Here is a 25,183-nt window from a genome sequence, read left to right as displayed (position 1 = left end):
AGCGGGGCGCGTAATGTCGCTGGCAATCTCCACAGGGCGTATGACCGGGATGCCTCCCTTTGCCAAGGGTAGGGTCTGGGCGTCGCTCGCGTTTTTGCTGGCGCTGCCTGCGACTGCTTTTGGTGCTCCCGATTGCACGCAGGCAAGTGCCGTCTATGCCGACCGCGACGGCGCCTACGAGCTTCGCTTTACGCCGATCAATTCGGAAGCAGCCGCTGCCAGAAACCGGTTCACGCTAAAGGTTCTCAAAACTTCGATCGAGCTGGACGGCTATGTGATGCCGTCCGACGATCCGGAACGCGCCGTCGGTATCCTGATGTTCAACTGCCCTGGCGGCGACGTGACGGGCGCCGATCTGGATGCCTGCACGATCTGGCGGGGCACGGTCTATAGCGTAAACGCCAAGGGCGAAATCGACAATCTGCAGTCCGAAGCCGCGGCAGCCACCGAGAATATCTTTCTGCCGGGTCTCGGCCCGGCGATCCGCCAATCGCAGATATGGGGCAACGACAAGGCGACGGTTGCGCCGTGGGATGTCCTGGCATTCGAGGAGTGCGCGAAATGACACAACGACCCGTCCTTCTCGTTACCGGCGGGAGCCGAGGCATCGGTGCGGCGGTCTGCCGTCTCGCTGCCCGCCAGGGCTGGGACGTCGCCGTGAACTACGCCGCGAACCGCGCCGCTGCCGATGCTATCGTCTCCGAGGTCAAGGCAGAGGGTGGCGACGCCATCGCCATCAAGGGCGATGTCGGCAGCGCGCAGGATATCGTTTCGATGTTTCAGGCCGTCGACAGGCATTTCGGACGGCTGGACGGGCTGGTCAACAATGCCGGCATCGTCGATGCCAAGCAGCGCGTCGACGAGATGAGCGTCGAGCGGCTTGAACGGATGATGCGTGTCAACGTGACCGGTTCGATCCTCTGCGCGGCCGAGGCCGTTCGCCGCATGTCGTCGAACCACGGCGGCAAGGGCGGGGCGATCGTCAACATTTCGTCAATGGCAGCGGTGCTGGGCTCGGCCTCGCAGTATGTCGACTACGCTGCCTCGAAGGCCGCGATCGATACGTTCACCGTGGGCCTGTCCCGCGAGGTGGCGAATGAGGGCGTGCGTGTGAACGCTATCCGTCCCGGCGTCATTGATACCGACATTCATGCATCCGGCGGCCTGCCGAACCGCGCACGCGACCTCGCACCGAGCATTCCGATGCAGCGGCCCGGCACGGCAGAGGAGATAGCCGATGCGGTCCTCTACCTTCTCTCGCCGACGGCTTCCTATATAACGGGCGCCATACTCAACGTCAGCGGCGGCCGTTAGGGCACGGAGACCATATCGCCATGCAATACTTCTTCGAATTTCTCGGCCTCATGGCCGTCTTTTCGATCTTCATCGTCGTACCGGGCGCCGACTTTGCGGTCATCCTGCGCCAGAGCATCGTGCACGGGCGCCGTGCCGCCATGATGACCGGCCTCGGCATGGGCTTCTCGCTGCTCTTTCACATCAGCTACACGATCCTCGGCCTTGGCCTGATCGTCTCCAAATCGCTGATGCTGTTTGCCATGATCAAATGGGCCGGCGTCGCCTATCTCGTCTACCTCGGCATCAAGTCCTTCCGCGAGCCGGGCTTCAACGTGAATGAGATCGAGGTGACGGACGAAGACCGCGCGCCGATCTCGGCGCTGAAATGCCTCGGCATGGGCTTCATCACCAACGCGCTCAATCCGAAGCCGGTCCTGTTCTTCCTGTCCCTCTTCTCGACGCTGGTGCATCACGATACCCCGGCGCTGATCCAGTTCAGCTACGGCATCGGAATGGCCACCGCACTCGTCGCCTGGTTCGCCGGCGTCTCCACTTTCTTCACCGTAAAGCCCATTCGCGACCGCTTCATCGCAAGCGGCAGATGGTTCAACCGTATCACCGGCGCCGCACTGGTCGGCTTCGGTTTCCGCCTCGCGCTCGCCCGCGCGGCTGACTAAGCAAATAACGAAAAGGAAAAGAAACAATGTCCTACGATGTGATCGTTATCGGAACCGGCCCTGGCGGCTACGTCGCTGCCATCAAGGCAGCCCAGCTCGGCCTCAAGGTCGCTGTCGTTGAAAAGCGCGCAACGTTCGGCGGCACGTGCCTGAACGTCGGCTGCATCCCGTCCAAGGCGCTGCTGCATGCCTCCGAAATGTTCCATCAGGCTGGCCACGGCATGGACGCGCTCGGCATCGAGGTCGCTGCTCCGAAGCTGAACCTCGGAAAGATGCTGGCGCACAAGGATGCGACGGTAAAGGCCAACGTCGATGGCGTTGCCTTCCTCTTCAAGAAGAACAAGATCGATGCATTCCAGGGGACCGGCAAGATCGTATCGGCTGGCAAGGTTTCCGTGACTGCCGAAGACGGCAAGGTCCAGGAAATCGAAGGCAAGAACATTGTCATCGCGACCGGCTCCGACGTGGCAGGCATTCCGGGCGTGAAGGTCGATCTCGACGAGAAGGTGATCATTTCCTCAACGGGCGCGATCGCGCTTGAGAAGGTGCCGGAAACGATGATCGTCGTCGGTGGTGGCGTCATCGGTCTCGAGCTCGGTTCCGTCTGGTTGCGCCTCGGCGCCAAGGTCACCGTCGTCGAATATCTCGACACGATTCTCGGCGGCATGGATGGCGAAGTCTCCAAACAGTTCCAGCGCATGCTCGCCAAGCAGGGTGTCACCATCAACCTTAGCTCCAAGGTGACGGGCGTTGAGAAGGGCGGCAAGGGTGCCAAGGTTACCTTCGAGCCGGTCAAGGGTGGCGATGCACAGACGCTCGACGCCGAAGTCGTTCTGATCGCGACTGGCCGCACGCCATACATAGCCGGCCTCGGTCTGGAAGAAGCAGGCGTTAAGCTCGACAATCGTGGCCGCGTCGAGATCGACGGACACTTCCGTACCAACGTGCCTGGTATCTACGCGATCGGCGACGTGGTGAAGGGTCCGATGCTGGCTCACAAGGCTGAAGACGAAGGCGTGGCGCTCGCCGAAATCCTCGCCGGTCAACATGGCCATGTGAATTATGACGTCATCCCGAGCGTCGTCTACACGCAGCCGGAAGTCGCCTCCGTTGGCAAGACCGAGGAAGAGCTGAAGGCGGCAGGCATCGCCTACAAGGTCGGCAAGTTCCCCTTCACCGCGAACGGCCGAGCCCGCGCGATGCTGGCGACCGACGGTTTCGTGAAGATCCTCTCCGACAAGGAAACGGACCGCGTCCTCGGCGGCCATATCGTCGGCTTCGGCGCCGGCGAGATGATCCACGAGATCGCCGTTCTGATGGAGTTTGGTGGTTCCGCGGAAGATCTCGGCCGCACCTGCCACGCGCACCCGACCATGTCGGAAGCGGTTAAGGAAGCGGCTCTCGCCGCCTTCTTCAAGCCGATCCATATGTAATATTAAATTTTCGCAATATGGGATGGGCCGCTTGCTTCACAGCAGGCGGCCCATTTACCTTAGAACGGTTCTAATTGCTGTTTTGAGGATAGATACATGCCTACTGATTCTCGTGATGCATATAGCCTCCCACAGCGATTGCTGCATTGGGTCATGGCGCTCATGATCTTTTTCAACCTGCTCTTTCCGGATGGTATGAACGCTTGGAACCGGACGGTTCGTCATGGTGGCATCCCCTCGGCAGATCAGATCGCGTCTGCCAATGTGCATGCCTATGTCGGCATCGGCATTCTCGTTCTGGCAATCTTTCGCGTTTGCCTGCGCCTTATTCAGGGCGCGCCCGCTGAACCGGCGGCGGAGCCGAAGATATTCCGGATTGGCGCCAAGGTCGCGCATGCAGCGCTGTATCTGCTCATCTTCCTCCTGCCGCTGACCGGCATGATGGCTTACTATCTAGGGATCGATTTTTCCGGCGAGCTTCATGGCGGTATCCTCAAGGCAATCCTCTGGGCTTTGATCGCGGCGCATGTTGCCGGCGCGCTGGCCCACCAGTTCTACTGGAAGACCAATGTTCTCAGGCGCATGACCGTCGGGAGCTAGTTGACGGCCGTCACCGTGAAGCCCTGCTTGCGCAGCAGTTCGATGACGCCGCCTTCGCCGGGAAGATGGAGCGCGCCGACGGCCATGAAGACGTTGCCATTGGCAAGGATCGGGGCTGCTCGCTCGGCCATCACCTTGTTGCGGTCGAGAATGATGCGCTGTTCGAAGGCGGCATAGTCGCCGTCCTCATCCTCGCCGTCGGGCGAGACTGTCTTCAGCATCGGAATGGTCATGCCGATATCGCCGGAGAGGTAGAGATCGGTCATGGTTTCCACCACGTCGTTCATCTTGGAACCCAAGGCCAGCGTCTCGATCAGCGACTTCATGTGGAATTCGGTCGGCAGCTCGGCCATTGCCTGCAGCTGCTCGGCAAGCGTTTCCAGGCCCTTGACCTGCTTGCCCCCAGCAACGGCATCTGCGGCAATCTTCTGATCGAGGAACTGTACGCCCTTCGCCTTGCGGGCCATTTCGCAGCCGGGCAGGGCAACAACGCTTGATATCATCCAGGGGCGCATGCGCGAGACCGCGGCAAGTGGGATGCCGCGCTGCTTCAGGCCTTCCTCCAGACGAACGTAGTCGTCGTGAGACAGAAGCTGTTCAATCGTCGTCCCGTCCGTGAACATCATCAGTTCAGGCTTCATCAGCAGAGCGGCGGAAGCCTTCTTCTCGTCGAGGATCTCGTCGGATTCAATGACGATCGTGTCGGCAGCGTCATGGGCTGCCTGCGTGCGTGGTGGGAGTGTCAGCACGCGCGGATCGGTCACATGCATGCTGCCGAGCAGCCAGGACGGGGCTATCCCCGCCTTCTCGATCTTCCAGAAAATGCCCTTGCCGTTCGGCACGGCATCGGCCTCCTTCACCACTTCGGCGTAGCGGGCGGCATCGCTCTGCTTGAGATCGGTCAGGATATTGTGGCCGGTACAGGCATCCTCGTCGGCCGCTGCGGCGGGGGACACCGAGAACAGCGCAGCGATCAGGGTTGCCGCAAGCAGCATGTGAAAGGCGGCAATCAGCCAGAGCAGGAGATTGCTCGGCGATGCGATGTGCAGGCTGCGGTGGCCGATGGAGATCGTCATGATGGTGTTCCGGTCACTATGATCGCTAAGCCTACGCCCAGCGTGCGGATATTCCCTTAAGAGAAGCCGTTAACAAAAGATTACGCCCGGGGATGGGCACGGTCGTAAACTTCAAGCAATCGTGAGGAATCCACACCTGTATAGACCTGGGTGGTGGAAAGGCTGGCGTGGCCGAGCAATTCCTGGATGGTTCTCAAATCGCCGCCACCTGCCAACAGGTGGGTGGCAAACGAATGGCGCAGCGCATGCGGTGTCGCTGTTTCCGGAAGGCCGAAGGCGCTGCGCATCTTTTGCATGGTGCGCTGAATGATCGCAGCTTGCAGTTTGCCGCCGCGCGCGCCGCGAAAGAGGGGTTCTTCGCCTTCGAGATGATAGGGGCACAAAGACCGGTATTTCTCGACGGCGTCGAAGACGACGGTGAGCATCGGCACAAGGCGGGTCTTGTTGCCCTTGCCGGTTATGCGCAGCGTGGCCGCGCCGCGGTTGAAGTTGCCAGGCGTCAGATCGAGCGCTTCGGAGATGCGCAGACCGCAGCCGTAGAGCAGTGTGAAAACGGCGGCATCGCGTGCGGCAATCCAAGGCTCTTCGTGCAACTGAGCCTCGTCGCTGACGACAGTGATGGCCTGCCGGTCGGATAAGGGTTTCGGTAGTGATTTCGGCTGCTTCGGCGAGCGGACGGCGCTGACGCCAGCGGCATTCACCAGTCCCTTCTTTTCGAGGTAACGCAGGAGGGAACGCAGCCCGGCGAGACTGCGACCGAGCGAACGAGCGCCGGAGCCCTCTTTGCGTCGCGCCGCCAGAAAAGCACGGAAGTCCGCGGGCCTTAACGCCTGGATATCTTTCAGCGTTGCGGGGCCGCCGAGGTGACCGGTCAGAAACGTCAGGAACTGACGCGTATCACGCTCGTAAGCATCGAGCGTGTGCTCCGACAGACGTCGCTCGCGAGCCAGGCTATCGAGCCATGCCGAGCGCTCGGCCATCAGGCCGGGGTCGGCGATGATCAGGAGTTCGTTCACGTATCCGGCCTTGAATTTGCCAATCCTGCCGCCAATTCTGAAGGAGCGATAGTTATGGAATTCCTAATGCCGGCCAAGTGCTTGTCATGCTTCTATCATATCATTCCACGTGACCGGTTTCCCAACGACGCAGGATCTTGAATGTCACGGCGCCATCCAACGACCGCAATTGGACAGTTCGCGGAGACGATCGCGCTCGTCTCCCATGGCAAGCCGGGCCACATCGTCGATACCTTGATCGCCGAGCGTGGGCAGAAGATCGTGAAGCATCCGCTCTGGCCCGTCATGCGGCCGTTCCTCCACACACTGCTGCGCTACAACAGGGCGATCAGCTTCGCCAATGACGTTGCGAAAATGCCGGGGCTCCAGTGCTTCGAGTACATGAGCAACCTGCTGAAGCTCGAGATCAATATTCGGCACGGCGAACGCATTCCGGATAGCGGCGGCTTCATGCTCGTCAGCAACCATCCGACCGGGATCGCCGATGGCGTTGCCGTGTTCGACCTCCTGAAAACCAAGCGGCCGGACATCATGGTGTTTGCCAACCGCGATGCCATACGCGTCAATCCACGTTTTGCCGAGGTCATCATTCCGGTGGAATGGCGCGAGGAATACAAGAGCAAGCTGAAGACCCGTGAGACATTGCAGATCACCAACCGTGCCGTCAAAGAAGGCAAGGCGACGGTTCTTTTTCCGTCTGGGCGCATCGCTTATTGGGCGAACGGCCGGCTGAACGAACGTCCCTGGAAAACCTCCGCCGTCGGCCTTGCGCGGAAATACAATCTGCCGATCCTGCCGGTACACATGACGGCGCGGAACTCGGGCCTATTCTACTGGTTCGCGAAATGGTCGACCGAGCTCAGGGACATGACGGTCTTTCACGAGCTTCTGAACAAGCGCGGCGACCGATTCGACTTCGTGGTCGGCAATCTGATCCCGGTGGAGCATCTCGACGGCGACATCAACGAAGTCACCAAGGCATTGGAAGACCACACTGTCCATGCGCTCGCCGCGGATGGTGACACGCAATTCCTGCCGTTGGTTCCGCCTGCGGAACCGGAACTGGTCGGTGCCCATTCAATTCCCTAATCGGATAGGCTAAAGCGAGGCATGCTGCTCCGCTCGATGTTCGCCCAGAACTACCGGTCCCTGCGATCGATCCGCATGGATCTTTCGGGGATCAACCTTTTCATCGGCGAAAACGGGGTCGGAAAATCCAATCTCTACCGGGCTCTCCAGCTCATCCAGGCGGCAACGCGCGGACGTCTGGCGCATGAGATCGCCGCCGAGGGCGGGATGTTCTCGGCGTTGTGGTCCGGCCCGCGCCGGGATGTCGACGGGCCGTTCCGGATTCGCCTCGAGGCGGAGCTTCTGGACGAGGAAAGGGCGATCACGTTCCGGTATAGGGTCGAGGCCGGTCTACGACCGCCGGCGGCTGCGGCGGGATTTCCCTTTGAACCGCAAATCAAGACCGAAGAGCTTTCGATCGAGACCGGAACCCGACCTGTCACGATGATGAAGCGTGCCGGCCCGGCGATTTCCGTTCGCGGGCCGAATGGGCGGATGCAGGATTATCCCGAGCAGGCGCTGACCTCGGAAACCGCGATCGCACTGCTTGGCGACGCTGGGCACTATCCCGAGATTGGGACATTCCGCCGTGCGATCGACGGCTGGCGCTTCTTCCACGGCTTCCGGACGGATCGTTTCTCACCGCTGCGCGCACCCTGCCTTGCGGTCACGGCGCCACTGCTCGATGAGGACGGCAGCAACATTGCAGCGGTCTTCGCAACGCTGGTGCATACGCGGGAGGATACGGTCGATCTCGATCGTGCCGTCGCCGCTGCCCTCGGCGGTGCGCGACTCGCGGTGCCGCTGCCCGAGGAGACGGCGTCGTTCGGCCTTTCCTTTCCCGAATTTCCGAACCGCGTGTTCCAGCCGCGCGAACTGTCGGACGGGCAGATACGGTTCCTCGGCCTGGCCGCGGCGCTGATGTCCTATCGGCTGCCGCCACTGATTGCGCTCAACGAACCGGAAGCAAGCCTGCACCCCGATATGTTGTTGCCTCTGGCGGACATGATCGCGGAGGCGGCCCGCAGCAGCCAGATCTGGATCGTTACGCATTCGGAAGCGCTGGCGGCCGCCGTGCGCGAGAAATGCGGCGCCTGTGCCCGCCATGTCGTGCGGCGGGACGGCGCCACGTGGATCGAGGGCATGCGGCTCACCGGCGTAGTCGACGAGGACGAGTAGGCTGGTGACGGACGTCTTGCAGGTTTTCTTTTCGCGCCGATCCGGGCATGGTCTCGCCCGATGAGCACAGATTCGTCCGATCTCTTTGGAGCGTTGTTTGAGACGCCGCCGGCAAACCGTACGGTTCCGGTGCTCGTTCCCATGCCCGCGCCGAAGCCATATTCATATGCCGTCCCGGAAGGGATGGCGGTGGAACCCGGCTCGGTCGTCCAGGTGCCACTCGGTCCGAGGCAGGTGATCGGCGTCGTCTGGGACGGCGGCGAAGACAATGTCGATCCGAAGAAGCTGAGGCCGATCAGCCATGTCTTCGATTGCCCGCCGCTGAGCAAGGAGATGCGCGACTTCATCGATTGGGTCGCGAGCTACACGCTGTCCCCGCCGGGACTGGTGGCGCGCATGGCGCTGCGTGCGCCGAATGCCTTTGAACCGGAACCGATGGTGGAGGGCCTGCGCTTCGTTGGCGGCGAGCCGGAGCGGATGACGCCAGCGCGCGCCCGGGTGCTCGACATTGCGGGCGACGGCCTGTCCTGGACGCGAAGCGGGCTTGCCCATGCCGCGGGCGTCTCGACGAGCGTCGTCGACGGTCTGGTAAGCCAGGGCATTTTCGAAACCGTCTTCCTGCCGCCACCGCCGGTGGTCGCCAAACCCGATCCCGAATTCGTGGGCGCGCGGCTGGAAGGCCCGCAAAGGGAGGCGGCCGACGAGATTCTCGCCGAAGTTCGAAAGGGTGAGTTCGCCGTCTCGCTGATCGACGGCGTCACCGGTTCGGGAAAGACGGAAGTCTATTTCGAGGCGATCGCGGAAACGCTGAGACGCGGCAAGCAGGTTCTGATTCTGCTGCCGGAGATCGCGCTGACGGCAAGCTTTCTCGAGCGCTTCCAATATCGTTTCGGTGCCAAGCCCGCCGAATGGCATTCCGATCTGGCCCCGCGCACCCGCGAGAAGGTCTGGCGTCAGGCGGTCACCGGCGAGGTCCGCGTCGTTGCCGGCGCGCGTTCGGCTCTGTTCCTGCCGTTCGAGGATCTAGGTCTTATCATCGTCGATGAAGAGCATGATCCGGCCTACAAGCAGGAGGACCGTGTCTATTACAATGCGCGCGACATGGCGGTCGTGCGTGCGCGCATCGGCGATTTCCCGGTGGTTCTCGTCTCCGCCACCCCCTCGGTCGAAAGCCAGGTCAATGGGCAGAGCGGGCGTTACAGCACCATTCACATGCCGACCCGATTCGGCGATGCGGCGTTGCCGGATCTGCACTTGATCGACATGCGCCGCCATGCCCCCGAGCGCGGCGGCTTCCTGTCGCCGGTCCTGATCCGCGCGATCGGCAAGACGGTCGAAAAGCAGCAGCAGGCGCTCCTCTTCCTGAACCGGCGGGGCTATGCGCCGCTGACGCTCTGCCGCGTCTGTGGACATCGCTTCCAGTGCCCGCAGTGCTCCAGCTGGCTCGTCGAACACCGGTTCAAGAGGCAGCTGCAATGCCATCAGTGCGGCCATGCCGAGCACACCCCGGAAGCCTGCCCCGAATGCGGAACGCTTGATCACCTCGTTGCCTGCGGACCGGGCGTCGAACGCATTGCCGAGGAGGTGGAACGCCATTTCCCCGAGGCGCGAACCATCGTCCTCTCGTCCGACATGATGGGCGGCGTCAAACGGTTGCGCCTTGAGCTCGAGGCCATTGCCAAGGGCGAGGCCGATATCGTCATCGGCACGCAGCTTGTCGCCAAGGGTCACAATTTCCCGCTGATGACGCTGGTCGGCATCGTCGATGCCGATCTCGGCCTCGCCAATGGCGACCCGCGTGCCGCCGAGCGTACCTTTCAGCTGCTGTCGCAGGTGACGGGCCGCGCCGGCCGCACCGGCCTGAAAAGCCACGGCCTGTTGCAGACCTACCAGCCTCAGCATCCCGTCATGCAGGCGATCGTGTCGGGCGATGCAAGCGCCTTCTACGAACGCGAGATCGCCGAGCGGGAGCGCGCCATCCTGCCGCCGTTCGGACGGCTGGCGTCGATCATCGTTTCGGCGGAAACGCGCCATGATGCGGAAAACCATGCCCGCGGCATCCGAAACGCCGCGCCTCATGTCTCCGGCATCTCGGTGCTCGGGCCTGCGGAAGCGCCGCTTGCGCTGGTGCGCGGCCGCTATCGCTTCCGGCTTCTCGTGCATGGACGGAGGAACTCGGACATGCAGGCATTTCTCAGGGCCATGCTTGCGCAGGCGCCGAAGGAGCGCGGATCGGTGCATGTACAGCTCGACGTGGATCCCCAAAGCTTCCTGTAGATCGCTCCCGAACGGGCTTTTGCCGGGCAAGCCAATCATGGCATAAGGAAGCCGAAACAAGGGATTCGGGGTCGATGATGGATTTTTACTTTCCAACGGAGCTTGGGGAACAGCTCGCTTTCGCAGCCGCCGCGTTCGCGGCGCTGGCGGGCTTTGTCATCATGTTCGCGCCAGGTTATGCGATGCGGTTGTTCGGCCTCATGCCGCGCGAGGGCCGCCGTGACGGCTACGCCGAGCAACGATCGGTCGGCGGTTTCTATCTCGGCTTCGGTCTCTCGGCCATCATGTTGGCGCAGAACTGGATCTACATGGCGCTTGGCGCCTCCTTCGCCATGGCCGCATTTGCGCGCATCATTTCGCTCCTTTCAGATAAGGGGAGCACGATTCTCAACTATTTACTTCTGGTTGTGCAAATCGTTCTGGCTGCGCTTCCGCTCGCCTATGTATTTGGTTTCTTTTCCGCTTGAGTTGAGCTGATATTTCTCGCGCTGAGCACTTCGCTGCCGGGCTTTGAGCATTTTTGCGTTAGAAATCGATGGGAAAGCCGTATTCGGGCGTTACGCGTGTTGCGAGTCCGAACATCCTATGTTAGACGGACCCCGAATTTCGGAAGAAGCAAGAGGCTCTCTTGCGATTTCTGGGGGAAATCATAACGAATTCAAGATCCTAGGTCAGGCGCCCGCCGGGGACCGGATTTTGAGTTGAAATCAGGGAAATTTGGGCCAGTGGCAGACACATCCCAGCTTACTTCTGGTGTTGCAGAGCGCTATGCCTCGTCGCTGTTCGAGTTGGCGCTTGAGCAGGGCGCAGTCGAAAGCGTCACCAAGGACCTCGACCGGTTCCAGGCGATGCTCGACGAGAGCGGCGACCTGAAGCGTTTTGTTTCGAGCCCTGTTTTTTCGGCCGACGATCAGCTCAAGGCGATTGTCGCCATCAGCGAGAAGGCTGGTATCAGCGGCTTCTTCGCGAACTTTCTGAAGGTCGTGGCGCGTAACCGCCGCCTCTTTGCTCTCCCGGGCATGATCAGGGCCTTCCGCATCATCGCTGCAAACCATCGCGGCGAAATTACTGCCGAGGTTACCTCGGCCCATGCGCTGACTGCGGCGCAGGAAACTGAATTGAAGGCGGCGCTCAAGGGCGTCACCGGCAAAGACGTGGCGATTGCTGTCACGATCGATCCGTCAATTCTTGGTGGTCTGATCGTGAAGGTCGGGTCCCGTCAGATTGATACGTCTCTTCGTACGAAACTCTCTACCCTTAAGCTTGCATTGAAAGAGGTCGGCTGATGGATATCCGCGCGGCGGAAATTTCCGCAATTCTCAAAGACCAGATCAAAAACTTCGGCAAAGAGGCAGAAGTCTCGGAAGTCGGTCAGGTTCTCTCCGTCGGTGACGGTATCGCTCGCGTTTACGGTCTGGACAATGTTCAGGCAGGCGAAATGGTCGAGTTCCCCGGCGGCATCCGTGGCATGGCGCTGAACCTGGAATCGGACAACGTCGGTGTTGTTATTTTCGGTTCGGACCGCGACATCAAGGAAGGCGACACCGTCAAGCGGACCGGCGCCATCGTTGACGTTCCGGTTGGTCCGGAACTGCTCGGCCGCGTTGTCGACGCTCTCGGCAACCCGATCGACGGCAAGGGCCCGATCAATTCGACCCGCCGCGCGCGCGTCGACGTCAAGGCTCCGGGCATCATTCCACGCAAGTCGGTTCATGAGCCGATGTCGACCGGCCTCAAGGCCATCGACGCGCTCATCCCGGTCGGTCGTGGCCAGCGCGAGCTCGTCATCGGCGACCGCCAGACCGGCAAGACCGCGATCATTCTCGACACGATCCTGAACCAGAAGGCCATCCACGACAACGGCCCGGACAGCGAGAAGCTGTTCTGCGTCTACGTCGCTATCGGCCAGAAGCGTTCGACCGTTGCCCAGTTCGTCAAGGTTCTCGAAGAACGCGGCGCAATGAAGTACTCGATCGTCGTTGCCGCGACCGCTTCCGATCCGGCTCCGATGCAGTACCTGGCGCCGTTCGCTGGTTGCACGATGGGCGAATACTTCCGTGACAACGGTCAGCACGCGCTGATCGGTTACGACGACCTGTCCAAGCAGGCTGTTGCTTACCGCCAGATGTCGCTGCTGCTGCGCCGCCCGCCGGGCCGCGAAGCTTACCCGGGCGACGTTTTCTATCTGCATTCGCGTCTCCTCGAGCGCGCTGCAAAGCTCTCCGACGAAAAGGGCGCTGGCTCTCTGACGGCTCTGCCTGTCATCGAAACCCAGGGCAACGACGTTTCGGCGTTCATTCCGACCAACGTGATCTCGATCACCGACGGCCAGATCTTCCTCGAAACCGACCTGTTCTATCAGGGTATCCGTCCGGCCGTTAACGTCGGTCTGTCGGTTTCGCGCGTCGGCTCCGCCGCGCAGGTCAAGGCGATGAAGCAGGTTGCCGGCTCGATCAAGGGCGAACTCGCCCAGTATCGCGAAATGGCCGCCTTCGCTCAGTTCGGCTCCGACCTCGACGCCTCGACGCAGCGCCTGCTGAACCGCGGTGCGCGCCTGACCGAACTCCTGAAGCAGCCGCAGTTCTCGCCGCTGAAGACGGAAGAGCAGGTCGCGGTGATCTTCGCTGGCGTCAACGGCTATCTCGACAAGATCCCGGTCGCACAGGTCGGCAAGTTCGAACAGGGCCTGCTGTCGTACCTTCGCTCGGAAGGCTCGGCTATCCTCGACACGATCCGTACGGACAAGGCAATCAGCGACGATACGAAGGGCAAGCTCACGGCTGCCATCGATAGCTTCGCGAAGTCCTTCGCCTAATCGGACCCAAAGGACGGATAACGGATGCCTTCACTTAAGGATCTGAAAAACCGGATCGCCTCCGTCAAGGCGACGCAGAAGATCACCAAGGCGATGAAAATGGTCGCCGCGGCGAAGCTTCGGCGTGCCCAGGAGGCGGCCGAGGCCGCCCGTCCGTACTCGCAGCGCATGGGTGCCGTTCTGGCAAACATCGCCGGTGCGATGACGGAGGCCGACGGTGCGCCGGCGCTGATGACCGGCAACGGCAAGGACCAGGTTCACTTGCTGGTCGTCTGCACCGCCGAACGCGGCTTGTGCGGCGGCTTCAACTCGCAGATCTCGCGTTTTGCGCGCGATCACGCTCGCAGGCTTCTCGCTGAAGGCAAGACCGTCAAGATCTTTACCGTCGGCAAGAAGGGCTACGACGTTCTGCGCCGCGAATTCGCTTCGCTCATCGTCGAGCGCAAGGAATTGCGTGATGTGAAGAAGGTCGGTTTCGAGAATGCCGACCAGATCGGCAAGCGCATCATCGACATGTTCGAAGCCGATGAGTTCGACGTCTGCACGTTGTTCTACTCCGAATTCAAGTCGGTCATCTCGCAGGTTCCGACGGCACAGCAGCTCATCCCCGCATCGGCCCCCACGGCTGTTGCAGAGGATGCGGAGCACGCCGGCGCAGTCTACGAGTATGAGCCGGATCCGGCATCGATCCTCGAGGATCTGATCCCGCGCAATATTTCCGTCCAGATCTTCCGCGCGCTCCTTGAGAACGTCGCCGGTGAAATGGGCGCCAAGATGAGCGCGATGGACAATGCAACGCGCAACGCTGGTGAAATGATCAACAAGCTGACGCTCAACTACAACCGTCAGCGTCAGGCTCAGATCACCAAGGAACTCATTGAAATCATTTCGGGCGCGGAAGCGCTCTGAGGTTAGGGAAAAGAGGGTAAGAAGATGGCTAAGGCAGCTACCCCCAAGACTGCGGCAGGCTCTGCCGGCAAGGTCACGCAGGTTATCGGCGCCGTCGTGGACGTTGCTTTCGAAGGCGAACTGCCGGCGATTTTGAACGCGCTTGAAACGAGCAACGGCGGCAACCGCCTGGTTCTCGAAGTAGCGCAGCACCTCGGCGAGAACGAAGTTCGCACGATCGCCATGGACTCGACCGAAGGTCTGGTTCGCGGTCAGGCGGTTTCTGACACCGGTGCTCCGATTGCCGTTCCGGTTGGTCCGGAAACGCTCGGCCGTATCATGAACGTCATCGGCGAGCCGGTCGACGAAGCAGGTCCGTTGGTCACCGCTTCCAAGCGCGCTATCCACCAGGACGCTCCGGCTTACGTCGATCAGTCGACGGAAGCACAGATCCTCGTCACCGGCATCAAGGTCGTCGACCTTCTCGCTCCTTACGCAAAGGGCGGCAAGATCGGCCTCTTCGGCGGCGCAGGCGTCGGCAAGACCGTTCTCATCATGGAACTGATCAACAACGTCGCCAAGGCGCACGGTGGTTACTCGGTATTCGCCGGCGTGGGTGAGCGTACCCGCGAAGGTAACGACCTCTACCACGAGATGATCGAATCCGGCGTTAACAAGCACGGCGGCGGCGAAGGCTCCAAGGCCGCTCTCGTTTACGGCCAGATGAACGAACCGCCGGGCGCCCGCGCTCGCGTCGCTCTCACCGGTCTGACGGTTGCTGAAAACTTCCGCGACCAGGGCCAGGACGTTCTGTTCTTCGTCGACAACATCTTCCGCTTCACGCAGGCAGGTTCCGAAGTGTCGGCTCTGCTCGGCCGCATTCCTTCGGCCGTTGGCTACCAGCCGACGCTCGCAACGGACATGGGCCAGATGCAGGAGCGCATCACGACCACGACGACCGGCTCGATCACCTCGGTTCAGGCCATTTACGTTCCGGCCGACGACTTGACCGACCCGGCTCCGGCAACCTCGTTCGCCCACCTGGACGCAACGACCGTTCTGTCGCGCTCGATCGCTGAAAAGGGTATCTACCCGGCGGTCGACCCGCTCGACTCCACGTCGCGCATGCTCGACCCGATCGTTGTCGGCGAAGAGCACTACGAAGTGGCTCGTAAGGTTCAGTCGACGCTACAGCGCTACAAGGCCCTGCAGGACATCATCGCCATCCTGGGCATGGACGAACTGTCCGAAGAGGACAAGCTGGCCGTTGCCCGCGCCCGTAAGATCGAGCGCTTCCTGTCGCAGCCGTTCTTCGTTGCCGAAGTCTTCACCGGTTCGCCGGGCAAGCTGGTCGCCCTCGAAGACACGATCAAGGGCTTCAAGGGCCTCGTCAACGGCGAATACGACCACCTGCCGGAAGCTGCCTTCTACATGGTTGGCTCGATCGACGAAGCCATCGAGAAGGCCAAGAAGCTGTCCGCAGCGGCCTGATGAGCGACGCTCTTAACGAGATCTTCTGCTGCGACGCCCTTCGGGAAGTCGCAGCAGAGCTTCCTGCCCCGGCCGCACCGACGATCTACAGATCGAACGACGGCAAGATGATGATGGTGGTAGGACTGATCCAGACCGAGGAAGGTCTTGGATATCTCGATCAGGCGATAGCACATTGCCCGTTCTGCGGGACGAACTTGCAAGATACAGAAGCCGCCGAGAAGGTAAGTCACTGATGGCTGACAATTTCAATTTTGAACTCGTGTCTCCCGAGCGCCTGCTCCTTTCGGAGATGGTGACCGAAGTTGTCATTCCGGCAACCGACGGCGAGATGACGGTTATGGCGAACCACGCCCCGACGATGACGACCATCAAGCCCGGCATCGTCAGCGTTCGTTTCGCCAATGGCTCGAAGCAGGACTACGTGGTTTTCGGCGGTTTCGCCGATATTCTGCCGACCGGCTGCACGCTGCTGGCTGAATCCGCGGTCATCGTTCAGGATCTCTCCAAGGACGAGCTGACGCTTCGCATCGAAGCGGCGAAGCGCGAGATCGAAGACGCCGTGCATCATGAGCACAAGTCGCGCCTGGAACACTACATCATGGAACTGACGCACCTGCAGGGTGTGATCGACCAGGATTGATCTACGCCAACGTCCGGCGTTTTGAAGCGGCCTTCGGGCCGCATTTTTCTTTTCTGCCGTCTGTCCTCGCCACGATGTAGGCTTCCGATCGCGAAGCACTCGGCTATAGTACCTCAAGTTAACTTGAGGCTGAGACTGTGGAAGAAGGCTCCAGCAATCCATTCAGGAAGCTGCTGTCCATCGGCGAAGTTGCCGAGCGCAGCGGCCTTGCCGTCTCTGCACTACACTTCTACGAAGCAAAGGGCCTCATCTCGAGTATCCGCTCTCGTGGCAATCAACGCCGGTTCGGTCGCGACGTGCTCCGCCGTCTCGGCATCATCAAGGTGGCGCAGCGCGTGGGCATTCCGTTGGCGGAGATCCAGGCCGCTTTCGATACGCTGCCGCAGGGCCGCACGCCGACTGCTACGGATTGGCAGCGCCTGTCGGCCCTCTGGAAGGACGATCTCGATGCCCGCATCCATCGCCTCGTTGCTTTGCGCGACAGGTTGACGGATTGCATTGGCTGTGGTTGCCTCTCGGTTGAAAGCTGCCCGCTGCGCAATCCATATGATCGGCTAGCCAGAGATGGGCCGGGTCCGCGCCTGCTGGAAACCGACGACTAGGCAGCGCTCCCCGCGCGGCATCAGAACAATGCAAGAGCTGCAAACAGCTCGCTCACGCTGTGGAGGACTGGATGTTTCACCCCAAGCTGTTCGAAAACCGCAACGTGGTTGTCACCGGTGGCGGTCGCGGCATCGGCCTGGAGGTGGCGCGGCAGTTTCTCAACTGCGGAGCGAGGGTATTGGTGCACCTCGGGCGCAGCGCCGCGCGCGATTTGCCGGATTTCCTGCTGACGGCGGAGGAAGACCGGCGAGCTTTTCTCGTTACCGCCGATTTTTCGACACAGGGCGGCACCAGCGCGTTTGCCGAAAAAGCCCTCGCAACGTTCGACCGGATCCACGTGCTGGTCAACAACGCCGGCACCATGGTCGGTCGCTTTCCGGCCGGTGCGCTGACCGACGAACAATACGAAGTGATCGTACGGCTGAACCAGACGTCGGTTGTGGAAGTGACGCGTGGGCTCCTGCCGGCGCTCCGCGCATCGCAGGAAGCGTCGATCGTCAACACGGTCTCGATTTCCGCGCTGACGGGCGGAAGTCCCGGTTCGGCGATCTATTCGGCGTCGAAAGCCTTCGTCGCGACCTATTCGAAGGCGCTGGCAAGGGAACTCGCACCCGACAACATTCGCGTCAACTGCGTGTCGCCGGGAACGATCGAGACCGACTTTCACCAACGGTACTCGTCGCCGGAAAAGCTGGAACAGGCTCGCAAGACCATTCCCTTGCAGCGATTGGGGACCTCGGAAGATTGCGCCCCCGCCTATCTCTTCCTTTCGGCGCCTTCTCTATCCGGCTACATCACCGGGCAGGTGCTGGAGATCAATGGTGGCCAGCTCATCTGCTGACGAGGGGCCCTTCTGGAGGTGTTCTCCCAGCGTCGCTCATTCGGACACGACCTTGCTGCTGCATTTTTCGTTCGCGACGGTTTCGAGAACGTAAGGCAGTTAACCGACCTTGCGGAGCGCTTTCCCGAGCGTGAAAATGACGCTGTGCTGCAATTCGGTGCGGAGGCCGGATGATCGACAAGTTGGAATTCTTTATCGCGCTCGCCAACGAGAAGCACTTCGGCCGGGCCGCGGAAGAGTGCGGCATTTCGCAGCCGACGTTATCTGCCGCCATTCGTCAGCTCGAGGATCAGCTTGGCGTCATGCTGGTGCAGCGCGGCTCGCGTTTCCAGGGGTTAACGCCCGAGGGACAGCGGGTGCTCGAATGGGCGCGGCGCATCGTCGGCGATGCCCGCACGATGCGCCAGGAGATGCGGGCGGCGCGTACGGGCCTTTCGGGACATATAAAGATTGCGGCAATCCCGACGGCGTTGGCCATGCTGCCGCGCATTACGACGCCGTTTCAGGAGCGCCATCCGGATGTGACCTTTTCGATTGTGTCGCGCAATTCGCTGCAAGTGCTGAGCATGCTGGAGAATCTCGAGATCGATGCCGGCATCACCTATCTGGAAAACGAGCCGCTCGGGCGGGTAACCAGCGTGCCGCTCTATGCCGAGCACTACAATCTCATTACCGCCGCCGGCAGCCCTCTTTCGGAGCGCGACAGCGTCACCTGGAAGGAAGTGGGCGATCTTCGGCTTTGTCTATTGACTGCGGACATGCAAAACCGCCGTATCATCAACCAGCATCTGGCCGAAGTGGGCGTCACGGCGCATCCGACGCTCGAATCGAATTCGATGATCGTGCTCTTCTCGCACGTCCGAACCGGGCGATGGGCCAGCATCATGCCCCGCAATGTCGCGAAATCCTTCGGCTTTCCGGCCGAAATACGGATGATCCCGATCACCGAGCCGCGGGCACATCATCTTGTTGGTCTGGTTGCGACGCATCGTGAACCGTTCACGCCATTGGTTTCCGCCTTGCTGCATGAGGCTCGGATTCTCGCTGAAGACCCCGATTCTTGATAGGAATCTTCTATCGATTGACGGAACAGCATTATTGATCGCTTCGTCCATCCCTGAGAAAGTTCTATAATGAACGGACGCGAGCGGTTCTGTCGGCCATAGGGTTCTGAGGAAAGCCCGCCTGCCCAGGCCCGCGACGCGCAATGTGCAGGCGGTGGGAGGGCTGCTGATGAATATCCATGTCGCCAAAGGCGATATCGCAACGCGCACCATCGCGATCATCGATCAACTCAAGCATCTCGAAGGTCCGCTTCTGCCGATCCTGCACGAGATCCAGGATGAGTTCGGCCATGTGCCGCAAGAAGCGCTGCCCGTCATCGCGAAGGAGCTCAATCTCTCGCGTGCAGAGGTGCACGGCGTTGTTACCTTTTACCACGATTATCGCGACCATCCCGCTGGCCGGCATGTGCTGAGGCTCTGTCGTGCCGAGGCCTGCCAATCGATGGGAGGCGATGCGCTTGCCGAACGCGTCAAGGCGCTGCTGGGCATCGACTGGCACGGTACGACGCCGGATGGAGCGATTACCCTCGAGCCCGTCTTCTGTCTGGGGCTCTGTTCCTGCTCCCCGTCCGCGATGATGGATGGCGAGGTTCATGGCCGGGTGGATGCCGCCGATCTCGAGGCGCTGATTTCGGAGGCACGCCGATGACCGTCCGGATCTATGTTCCCTGCGACGCCGCGGCCATGGCATTGGGCGCCGAGCATGTGGCCAAGGCGATCTCCGAGCAGATTGTGGCGCGCGGCCTCGACGCCAAGATCGTGCGCAATGGCTCGCGCGGCATGCATTGGCTGGAGCCGCTGGTCGAGGTTGAGGTCTCGGGCAAGCGCATCGGCTATGGGCCTGTGAAGGCAAAGGACGTCGTTTCGCTGTTTGATGCCGGATTGATTACCGGCGCCGATCATCCCCTCTGTCTTGGCGAGGTCGAGGAACTTCCGTTCCTCAAGCGTCAGACGCGCCTGACCTTCGCCCGCTGCGGCATCACCGATCCGCTTTCCCTTGATGACTATGAGGCTCACGGCGGCCTCGCCGGCTTGCGTCGCGCGGTTTCGATGTCGCCCGCCGATGTCGTCAAGGAAGTCACCGATTCCGGCCTGCGTGGCCGCGGTGGCGCAGGTTTCCCGACGGGCATCAAGTGGAAGACGGTGCTCGACGCTCCCGGTGATCGCAAATACATCGTCTGCAATGCCGATGAGGGCGACAGCGGCACCTTTGCCGACCGAATGATCATGGAAGGCGATCCCTTCGTGCTGATAGAAGGCATGGCGATCGCGGGCCTTGCATCGGGCGCGAAGAAGGGCTTCATCTATACCCGCTCGGAATATCCGCATGCGATCGCGGCGATGAGCCGGGCGATCGATATTGCCCGCAGCGCCGGCATTCTCGGCACGTCGGTTCTGGGCTCTGGCAAGGCTTTCGACATGGAAGTCCGCACCGGCGCGGGCGCGTATGTCTGCGGCGAGGAGACGGCGCTTCTCAACAGCCTCGAAGGCAAGCGTGGTATCGTCCGTGCCAAGCCACCTCTGCCGGCCCACAAGGGCCTCTTCGACTGTCCGACCGTCATCAACAATGTCATTTCGCTCGCTTCCGTGCCCGTGATCATGGACAAGGGGGCGGCCTATTACCGCGACTTCGGCCTCGGCCGGTCGCGCGGAACCATTCCGATCCAGATCGCCGGCAATGTGAAGCATGGCGGTCTGTTCGAGACGGCTTTCGGCATTTCGCTTGGCGACCTGGTCGATGACATTGCCGGCGGAACGGCATCCGGGCGGCCGGTGAAGGCGGTTCAGGTCGGCGGTCCCCTCGGCGCCTATTTCCCGCGCTCCCTGTTCGACACGCCATTCGACTACGAGGCTTTCGCTGCCAAGGACGGACTGATCGGCCATGCCGGTATCGTCGTCTTCGACGAGAGTGCTGACATGCTGAAGCAGGCCCGGTTCGCAATGGAATTCTGCGCCGTCGAAAGCTGCGGCAAGTGCACGCCCTGCCGCATCGGCTCGACGCGCGGCGTCGAAACGGCGGACAAGATCGCCCGCGGCATCGAGCCGGAGAAGAACCGCGAGCTGCTTGCCGATCTCTGCAACACCATGAAATTCGGGTCGCTCTGCGCGCTCGGGGGCTTCACGCCCTATCCGGTCATGAGCGCCATGACGCATTTCCCCGAAGATTTCGTTCCCACACCTCTTATCGAAGCGGCGGAGTAAGACCATGCCTCTCGTCCACGAAATAGACTACGGCACGCCGGCCTCGACCTCCGAAACCATGGTGACGCTCACCATTGATGGTAACCAGGTGACGGTGCCGGAGGGAACATCCGTCATGCGCGCGTCGATGGACGCGGGCATCGAGATTCCGAAGCTCTGCGCCACCGACATGATGGATGCCTTCGGCTCCTGTCGGCTCTGCCTGGTCGAGATTGAGGGGCGGGCGGGTCTCCCTGCGTCCTGCACGACGCCGGTTGCACCTGATATGGTTGTTTCGACACAGACGAACCGGCTGAAGGATGTCCGCAAGGGCGTGATGGAGCTCTACATCTCCGACCATCCGCTCGACTGTCTGACCTGTGCGGCCAACGGCGATTGCGAGCTTCAGGACATGGCGGGCGCCGTCGGTCTCCGCGACGTGCGTTATGGCTATGATGGCGACAATCACGTCAAGGCACGCAACAACGGCGATCTCAATCTCAAATGGGCGCCGAAGGACGAGTCCAATCCTTACTTCACCTTCGATCCGGCCAAATGCATCGTCTGTTCGCGCTGCGTGCGCGCTTGCGAGGAAGTGCAGGGCACCTTCGCGCTGACCATTGAAGGCCGCGGCTTCGATTCACGTGTTTCAGCCGGAATGCATGAGGACTTCGTCTCGTCCGAATGTGTTTCCTGCGGCGCCTGCGTGCAGGCCTGCCCGACAGCGACGCTGATCGAAAAGTCGGTAATCGAGATCGGCCAGCCGGAGCATTCCGTTGTCACCACCTGCGCCTATTGCGGCGTCGGCTGTTCCTTCAAGGCGGAGATGCGCGGCGAAGAACTGGTGCGCATGGTGCCCTGGAAGGACGGACAGGCGAACCGCGGCCATTCCTGCGTCAAGGGCCGCTTCGCCTACGGCTATTCCAGCCACAAGGACCGCATCCTCAATCCGATGATCCGCGAGAAGATCACCGACCCCTGGCGCGAAGTGACTTGGGACGAGGCCTTCGCGCATGTCGCCTCGGAATTCCGCCGCATCCAGTATCAGTATGGCCGCGACTCGGTCGGCGGCATCACGTCGTCTCGCTGCACAAATGAGGAAACCTATCTGGTGCAGAAGCTAGTGCGCGCCGGCTTCCGCAACAACAACGTCGACACCTGCGCCCGCGTTTGCCATTCGCCGACCGGCTACGGTCTCGGCCAGGCCTTCGGCACGTCGGCCGGCACGCAGGACTTCGACAGCGTCGAGAAAAGCGATGTCGTCGTCATCATCGGCGCCAATCCGACCGATGGACACCCGGTCTTTGCCTCGCGCCTGAAGAAGCGGTTGAGGCAGGGCGCCAAGCTAATCGTCATCGACCCGCGCCGCACTGACATCGTGCGTTCGCCGCATGTCGAAGCCTCCTATCACCTGCCGCTGAAGCCCGGCACCAACGTCGCGATCCTGACGTCGCTCGCGCATGTCATCGTGACCGAGGGGCTGTTTGACGAAGCCTTCATTCGCGAACGCTGCGACTGGTCAGAGTTCGAGGATTGGGCAAGCTTTGTCGCCGAGCCGCATCATAGCCCCGAAGCATCGGAGAGGTTCACCGGCGTTCCAGCCGATTTCGTGCGCGGCGCGGCGCGTCTCTACGCCACCGGCGGCAACGGCGCGATCTACTATGGCCTCGGCGTTACCGAGCATAGCCAGGGTTCGACCACTGTCATGGCGATCGCCAACCTCGCCATGGTCACCGGCAATATCGGTCGCCCCGGCGTTGGCGTGAACCCGCTGCGTGGCCAGAACAACGTGCAGGGCTCCTGCGACATGGGCTCCTTCCCGCATGAGCTGCCCGGCTATCGCCACATCTCAGACGACGCGACGCGCGACATCTTCGAGAAGTTGTGGGGCGTCAAGATCAGCAACGAGCCGGGTCTGCGCATTCCGAATATGCTGGATGCAGCGGTCGACGGATCGTTCAAGGGCCTCTACGTCCAGGGTGAAGACATCCTGCAGTCCGACCCCGATACCAAGCACGTCGCGGCCGGCCTCGCCGCCATGGAATGCGTCGTCGTGCACGACCTCTTCCTGAACGAGACGGCGAACTACGCGCATGTCTTCCTGCCGGGGTCCAGCTTCCTTGAGAAGGACGGTACCTTCACCAATGCCGAGCGCCGCATCAACCGTGTTCGCAAGGTCATGAGTCCCCGCAACGGCTATGCCGATTGGGAGGTGACGCAAAAGATGGCGCAGGCCATGGGCCTTCCCTGGAACTACACGCATCCTTCGGAGATCATGGACGAGATCGCCGCAACGACGCCAAGCTTCGCGCTGGTCTCCTACGACTATCTTGACAAGGTGGGCTCCGTGCAGTGGCCCTGCAATGAGGCACATCCATTGGGCTCGCCAATCATGCATGTCGACGGCTTCGTCCGCGGCAAGGGCAAGTTCATCCGCACGGAATATGTCGCGACCGATGAGCGGACGGGACCGCGCTTCCCGCTGCTGCTGACGACCGGGCGCATTCTCAGCCAGTACAATGTCGGCGCCCAGACGCGCCGCACCGAAAATGTCGTCTGGCATTCCGAAGACCGGTTGGAGGTCCATCCGCACGATGCCGAACAGCGCGGCATTCGCGATGGCGATTGGGTGAAGCTGATGAGCCGCTCGGGCGACACCACCTTGCGTGCGCTGATCACCGATCGCGTCGCGCCCGGCGTCGTCTACACGACCTTCCACCATCCGGACACGCAGGCGAATGTCATCACCACCGACTTCTCCGACTGGGCGACGAACTGCCCGGAATACAAGGTGACGGCGGTGCAGGTCTCGCCTTCCAACGGCCCGACCGATTGGCAGCGCGACTATGACGAGCAGGCACGCCAAAGCCGCCGCATCGTTGGCAAACTGGAGCCTGCCGAGTGATGAGCGACCGCCCGACCCGCCTTGCCGTGAAGCGCGCCGCCCGCAGCGGCGGCGTCGTCATGCCCGGCGAGCGGATCGTTCCGGAGGAGGTGCCGATCGCCTTTTCCTATGGTGGCAGCACGCATGCGGTGATGATGGGAACGCCCGGCAATCTCGAGGATTTCGCCATCGGCTTCAGCCTGACGGAAGGGATCATCTCCGACATCGGGCAGATCGCTGCAATTGAGATTGTCAATGGCAAGAAGGGCATTGACGTCCAGATCTCTCTCGTTGACGAGGTCGCCGCCGCGTTGACAGCCCGCCGACGCAGCATGGCCGGACCGGTCGGCTGCGGGCTCTGCGGCATCGAGTCGATCGAACAGGCCGTTCGCAAGGTTCCTGACGTCGCCGATGTGTCGCTTCAAGTCACTCATCGCGATATCGTTCAGGCCATCTCGCTGCTGAACGGTGCGCAGCCGCTGCATCGCGAGACGCGCGCCGTGCACGGCGCCGGCTTCTATGTGCCGGGCAAGGGACTGCTGGCGGTGCGCGAGGATGTGGGCCGGCACAATGCGCTCGACAAGCTGTGTGGCGCGATCACTCGGCAACGGCAATCCGGCGCGGCAGGCATTGTCGCCGTTACCAGCCGCCTGTCCGTCGAGATGGTGCAGAAGGCGGCAATCCTCGGCGCCTCCGTCCTCGTTGCCATTTCCGCACCGACTGCTCTCGCAATTCGTACCGCCGAGGAGGCCGGCATGACCCTCGTCGCCCTGGTGCGAGGCGAGGACTTCGAGATTTTCACGCATCCGCACCGCATTCATCCGGGAAGCATATCCGATGTCGCATGATACGCAGTCCAAGCTCGTCTATATGGCCAACCAGATCGCGACCTTCTTCAAGACCCAGCCGGAGAGCGAAGCCGCGCAGGGCGTGGCGACGCATATCAACAAGTTCTGGGAACCGCGCATGCGGCGGCAGTTGTTCGAGATCATGGAGCGGGAGGGCAATGGCCTCAGTCCGCTGGTTGTCCAAGCCGCGCCCTTGATCAAACGGCCTGAGCCGGCGGCCAGCGCCCCCCAGTAGGATCTCGAACAGCAGCGTCAGCGCTGACGTATCGACGCCAGCGTCCGCGTCCGGCCAGTCTGCGACCA

Annotated in this window: 25 protein-coding genes; 23 read left to right on the top strand and 2 right to left on the bottom strand. The window is 61.6% G+C overall.

The features are described 5' to 3' along the window. Nucleotides 1–40: 40 nt before the first annotated feature. From AF71_RS11590 to AF71_RS11570, 5 genes are all read left to right on the top strand, one after another. Nucleotides 41–565: a hypothetical protein gene (locus AF71_RS11590; RefSeq protein ID WP_018855745.1), complete on the top strand. Its 525-nt coding sequence runs from the start codon at nt 41–43 to the stop codon at nt 563–565. Next, nucleotides 562–1,314: an SDR family oxidoreductase gene (locus AF71_RS11585; protein ID WP_018855744.1), complete on the top strand. Its 753-nt coding sequence runs from the start codon at nt 562–564 to the stop codon at nt 1,312–1,314. The genes AF71_RS11590 and AF71_RS11585 overlap by 4 nt, the downstream gene beginning before the upstream one ends. Before the next feature lie 20 nt (nt 1,315–1,334). Further along, complete coding sequence (locus AF71_RS11580) at nt 1,335–1,973, top strand: LysE family transporter (RefSeq protein ID WP_169681385.1); 639 nt, start codon at nt 1,335–1,337, stop codon at nt 1,971–1,973. Between the two features lie 26 nt (nt 1,974–1,999). Continuing rightward, nucleotides 2,000–3,406 carry a dihydrolipoyl dehydrogenase gene (gene lpdA, locus AF71_RS11575; RefSeq protein ID WP_018855742.1) on the top strand — a complete coding sequence of 469 codons (1,407 nt, stop codon included), beginning with the start codon at nt 2,000–2,002 and terminating at the stop codon, nt 3,404–3,406. 96 nt (nt 3,407–3,502) lie between these two features. Next, entirely contained in the window at nt 3,503–4,006 is a 504-nt protein-coding gene (locus tag AF71_RS11570; RefSeq protein ID WP_026371589.1) for a cytochrome b/b6 domain-containing protein, read from the top strand. On the opposite strand, the gene AF71_RS11565 is transcribed toward AF71_RS11570, so the two are convergent. Together AF71_RS11565 and AF71_RS11560 are read right to left on the bottom strand one after the other, a co-directional pair. Next, on the bottom strand, nt 4,003–5,082 hold the full coding sequence (locus AF71_RS11565) for a TraB/GumN family protein (protein ID WP_018855740.1): 1,080 nt from the start codon (nt 5,080–5,082) through the stop codon (nt 4,003–4,005). The genes AF71_RS11570 and AF71_RS11565 overlap by 4 nt on opposite strands. 80 nt (nt 5,083–5,162) lie before the next feature. Beyond that, a complete protein-coding gene (locus tag AF71_RS11560) occupies nt 5,163–6,098 on the bottom strand; it encodes a tyrosine recombinase XerC (RefSeq protein ID WP_018855739.1) in 936 nt (311 codons plus the stop codon). Between the two features lie 141 nt (nt 6,099–6,239). Here AF71_RS11560 and AF71_RS11555 point away from each other — a divergent pair, with 141 nt between their 5' ends. The 18 genes from AF71_RS11555 to AF71_RS11470 all read left to right on the top strand — a co-directional run bounded on the left by AF71_RS11555 (nt 6,240) and on the right by AF71_RS11470 (nt 25,115). Next, complete coding sequence (locus AF71_RS11555) at nt 6,240–7,187, top strand: GNAT family N-acetyltransferase (RefSeq protein ID WP_018855738.1); 948 nt, start codon at nt 6,240–6,242, stop codon at nt 7,185–7,187. Between the two features lie 21 nt (nt 7,188–7,208). Next, a complete protein-coding gene (locus tag AF71_RS11550) occupies nt 7,209–8,345 on the top strand; it encodes an AAA family ATPase (RefSeq protein ID WP_018855737.1) in 1,137 nt (378 codons plus the stop codon). 60 nt (nt 8,346–8,405) lie between these two features. Next, nucleotides 8,406–10,622 (top strand): primosomal protein N', encoded by a 2,217-nt coding sequence (locus tag AF71_RS11545; protein WP_113471981.1) that lies wholly within the window; start codon nt 8,406–8,408, stop codon nt 10,620–10,622. Between the two features lie 77 nt (nt 10,623–10,699). Further along, entirely contained in the window at nt 10,700–11,089 is a 390-nt protein-coding gene (locus AF71_RS11540) for a hypothetical protein (protein WP_025658205.1), read from the top strand. Between the two features lie 258 nt (nt 11,090–11,347). After that, nucleotides 11,348–11,908, top strand: coding sequence for a F0F1 ATP synthase subunit delta (locus AF71_RS11535; protein WP_018855734.1), 561 nt, complete (start codon nt 11,348–11,350; stop codon nt 11,906–11,908). Beyond that, nucleotides 11,908–13,437 carry a F0F1 ATP synthase subunit alpha gene (atpA, locus tag AF71_RS11530; RefSeq protein WP_007796947.1) on the top strand — a complete coding sequence of 510 codons (1,530 nt, stop codon included), beginning with the start codon at nt 11,908–11,910 and terminating at the stop codon, nt 13,435–13,437. Before AF71_RS11535 ends, atpA begins: the two co-directional genes overlap by 1 nt. 24 nt (nt 13,438–13,461) lie before the next feature. Continuing rightward, nucleotides 13,462–14,346: a F0F1 ATP synthase subunit gamma gene (locus AF71_RS11525; RefSeq protein ID WP_018855733.1), complete on the top strand. Its 885-nt coding sequence runs from the start codon at nt 13,462–13,464 to the stop codon at nt 14,344–14,346. A gap of 24 nt (nt 14,347–14,370) precedes the next feature. Further along, a complete protein-coding gene (atpD, locus tag AF71_RS11520) occupies nt 14,371–15,816 on the top strand; it encodes a F0F1 ATP synthase subunit beta (RefSeq protein WP_018855732.1) in 1,446 nt (481 codons plus the stop codon). Then, nucleotides 15,816–16,052: a hypothetical protein gene (locus AF71_RS11515; protein ID WP_018855731.1), complete on the top strand. Its 237-nt coding sequence runs from the start codon at nt 15,816–15,818 to the stop codon at nt 16,050–16,052. Before atpD ends, AF71_RS11515 begins: the two co-directional genes overlap by 1 nt. Further along, on the top strand, nt 16,052–16,459 hold the full coding sequence (locus tag AF71_RS11510; RefSeq protein WP_018855730.1) for a F0F1 ATP synthase subunit epsilon: 408 nt from the start codon (nt 16,052–16,054) through the stop codon (nt 16,457–16,459). The genes AF71_RS11515 and AF71_RS11510 overlap by 1 nt, the downstream gene beginning before the upstream one ends. A gap of 137 nt (nt 16,460–16,596) precedes the next feature. After that, nucleotides 16,597–17,061, top strand: a complete 465-nt coding sequence (gene soxR, locus AF71_RS11505) for a redox-sensitive transcriptional activator SoxR (protein WP_018855729.1) — start codon at nt 16,597–16,599, stop codon at nt 17,059–17,061. A gap of 71 nt (nt 17,062–17,132) precedes the next feature. After that, nucleotides 17,133–17,903: an SDR family oxidoreductase gene (locus AF71_RS11500; RefSeq protein WP_018855728.1), complete on the top strand. Its 771-nt coding sequence runs from the start codon at nt 17,133–17,135 to the stop codon at nt 17,901–17,903. A 170-nt stretch (nt 17,904–18,073) separates the two neighbouring features. Next, nucleotides 18,074–18,967 (top strand): LysR family transcriptional regulator, encoded by an 894-nt coding sequence (locus tag AF71_RS11495; RefSeq protein WP_018855726.1) that lies wholly within the window; start codon nt 18,074–18,076, stop codon nt 18,965–18,967. Between the two features lie 169 nt (nt 18,968–19,136). Next, nucleotides 19,137–19,616 (top strand): formate dehydrogenase subunit gamma, encoded by a 480-nt coding sequence (locus tag AF71_RS11490; protein ID WP_026371588.1) that lies wholly within the window; start codon nt 19,137–19,139, stop codon nt 19,614–19,616. After that, nucleotides 19,613–21,169, top strand: a complete 1,557-nt coding sequence (locus AF71_RS11485; RefSeq protein ID WP_169681383.1) for an NADH-quinone oxidoreductase subunit NuoF — start codon at nt 19,613–19,615, stop codon at nt 21,167–21,169. The genes AF71_RS11490 and AF71_RS11485 overlap by 4 nt, the downstream gene beginning before the upstream one ends. Nucleotides 21,170–21,173: 4 nt before the next feature. Beyond that, a complete protein-coding gene (gene fdhF / locus AF71_RS11480; protein WP_025658212.1) occupies nt 21,174–24,053 on the top strand; it encodes a formate dehydrogenase subunit alpha in 2,880 nt (959 codons plus the stop codon). Then, on the top strand, nt 24,053–24,880 hold the full coding sequence (fdhD, locus tag AF71_RS11475; protein WP_169681381.1) for a formate dehydrogenase accessory sulfurtransferase FdhD: 828 nt from the start codon (nt 24,053–24,055) through the stop codon (nt 24,878–24,880). Before fdhF ends, fdhD begins: the two co-directional genes overlap by 1 nt. Beyond that, nucleotides 24,870–25,115 carry a formate dehydrogenase subunit delta gene (locus tag AF71_RS11470; protein ID WP_169681378.1) on the top strand — a complete coding sequence of 82 codons (246 nt, stop codon included), beginning with the start codon at nt 24,870–24,872 and terminating at the stop codon, nt 25,113–25,115. Before fdhD ends, AF71_RS11470 begins: the two co-directional genes overlap by 11 nt. Nucleotides 25,116–25,183: the final 68 nt, after the last annotated feature.

Source organism: Rhizobium sp. 57MFTsu3.2 (assembly GCF_012932765.1).
Taxonomy (GTDB): domain Bacteria; phylum Pseudomonadota; class Alphaproteobacteria; order Rhizobiales; family Rhizobiaceae; genus Rhizobium; species Rhizobium altiplani.
This window is presented reverse-complemented; position numbering and strand designations above follow the sequence as displayed.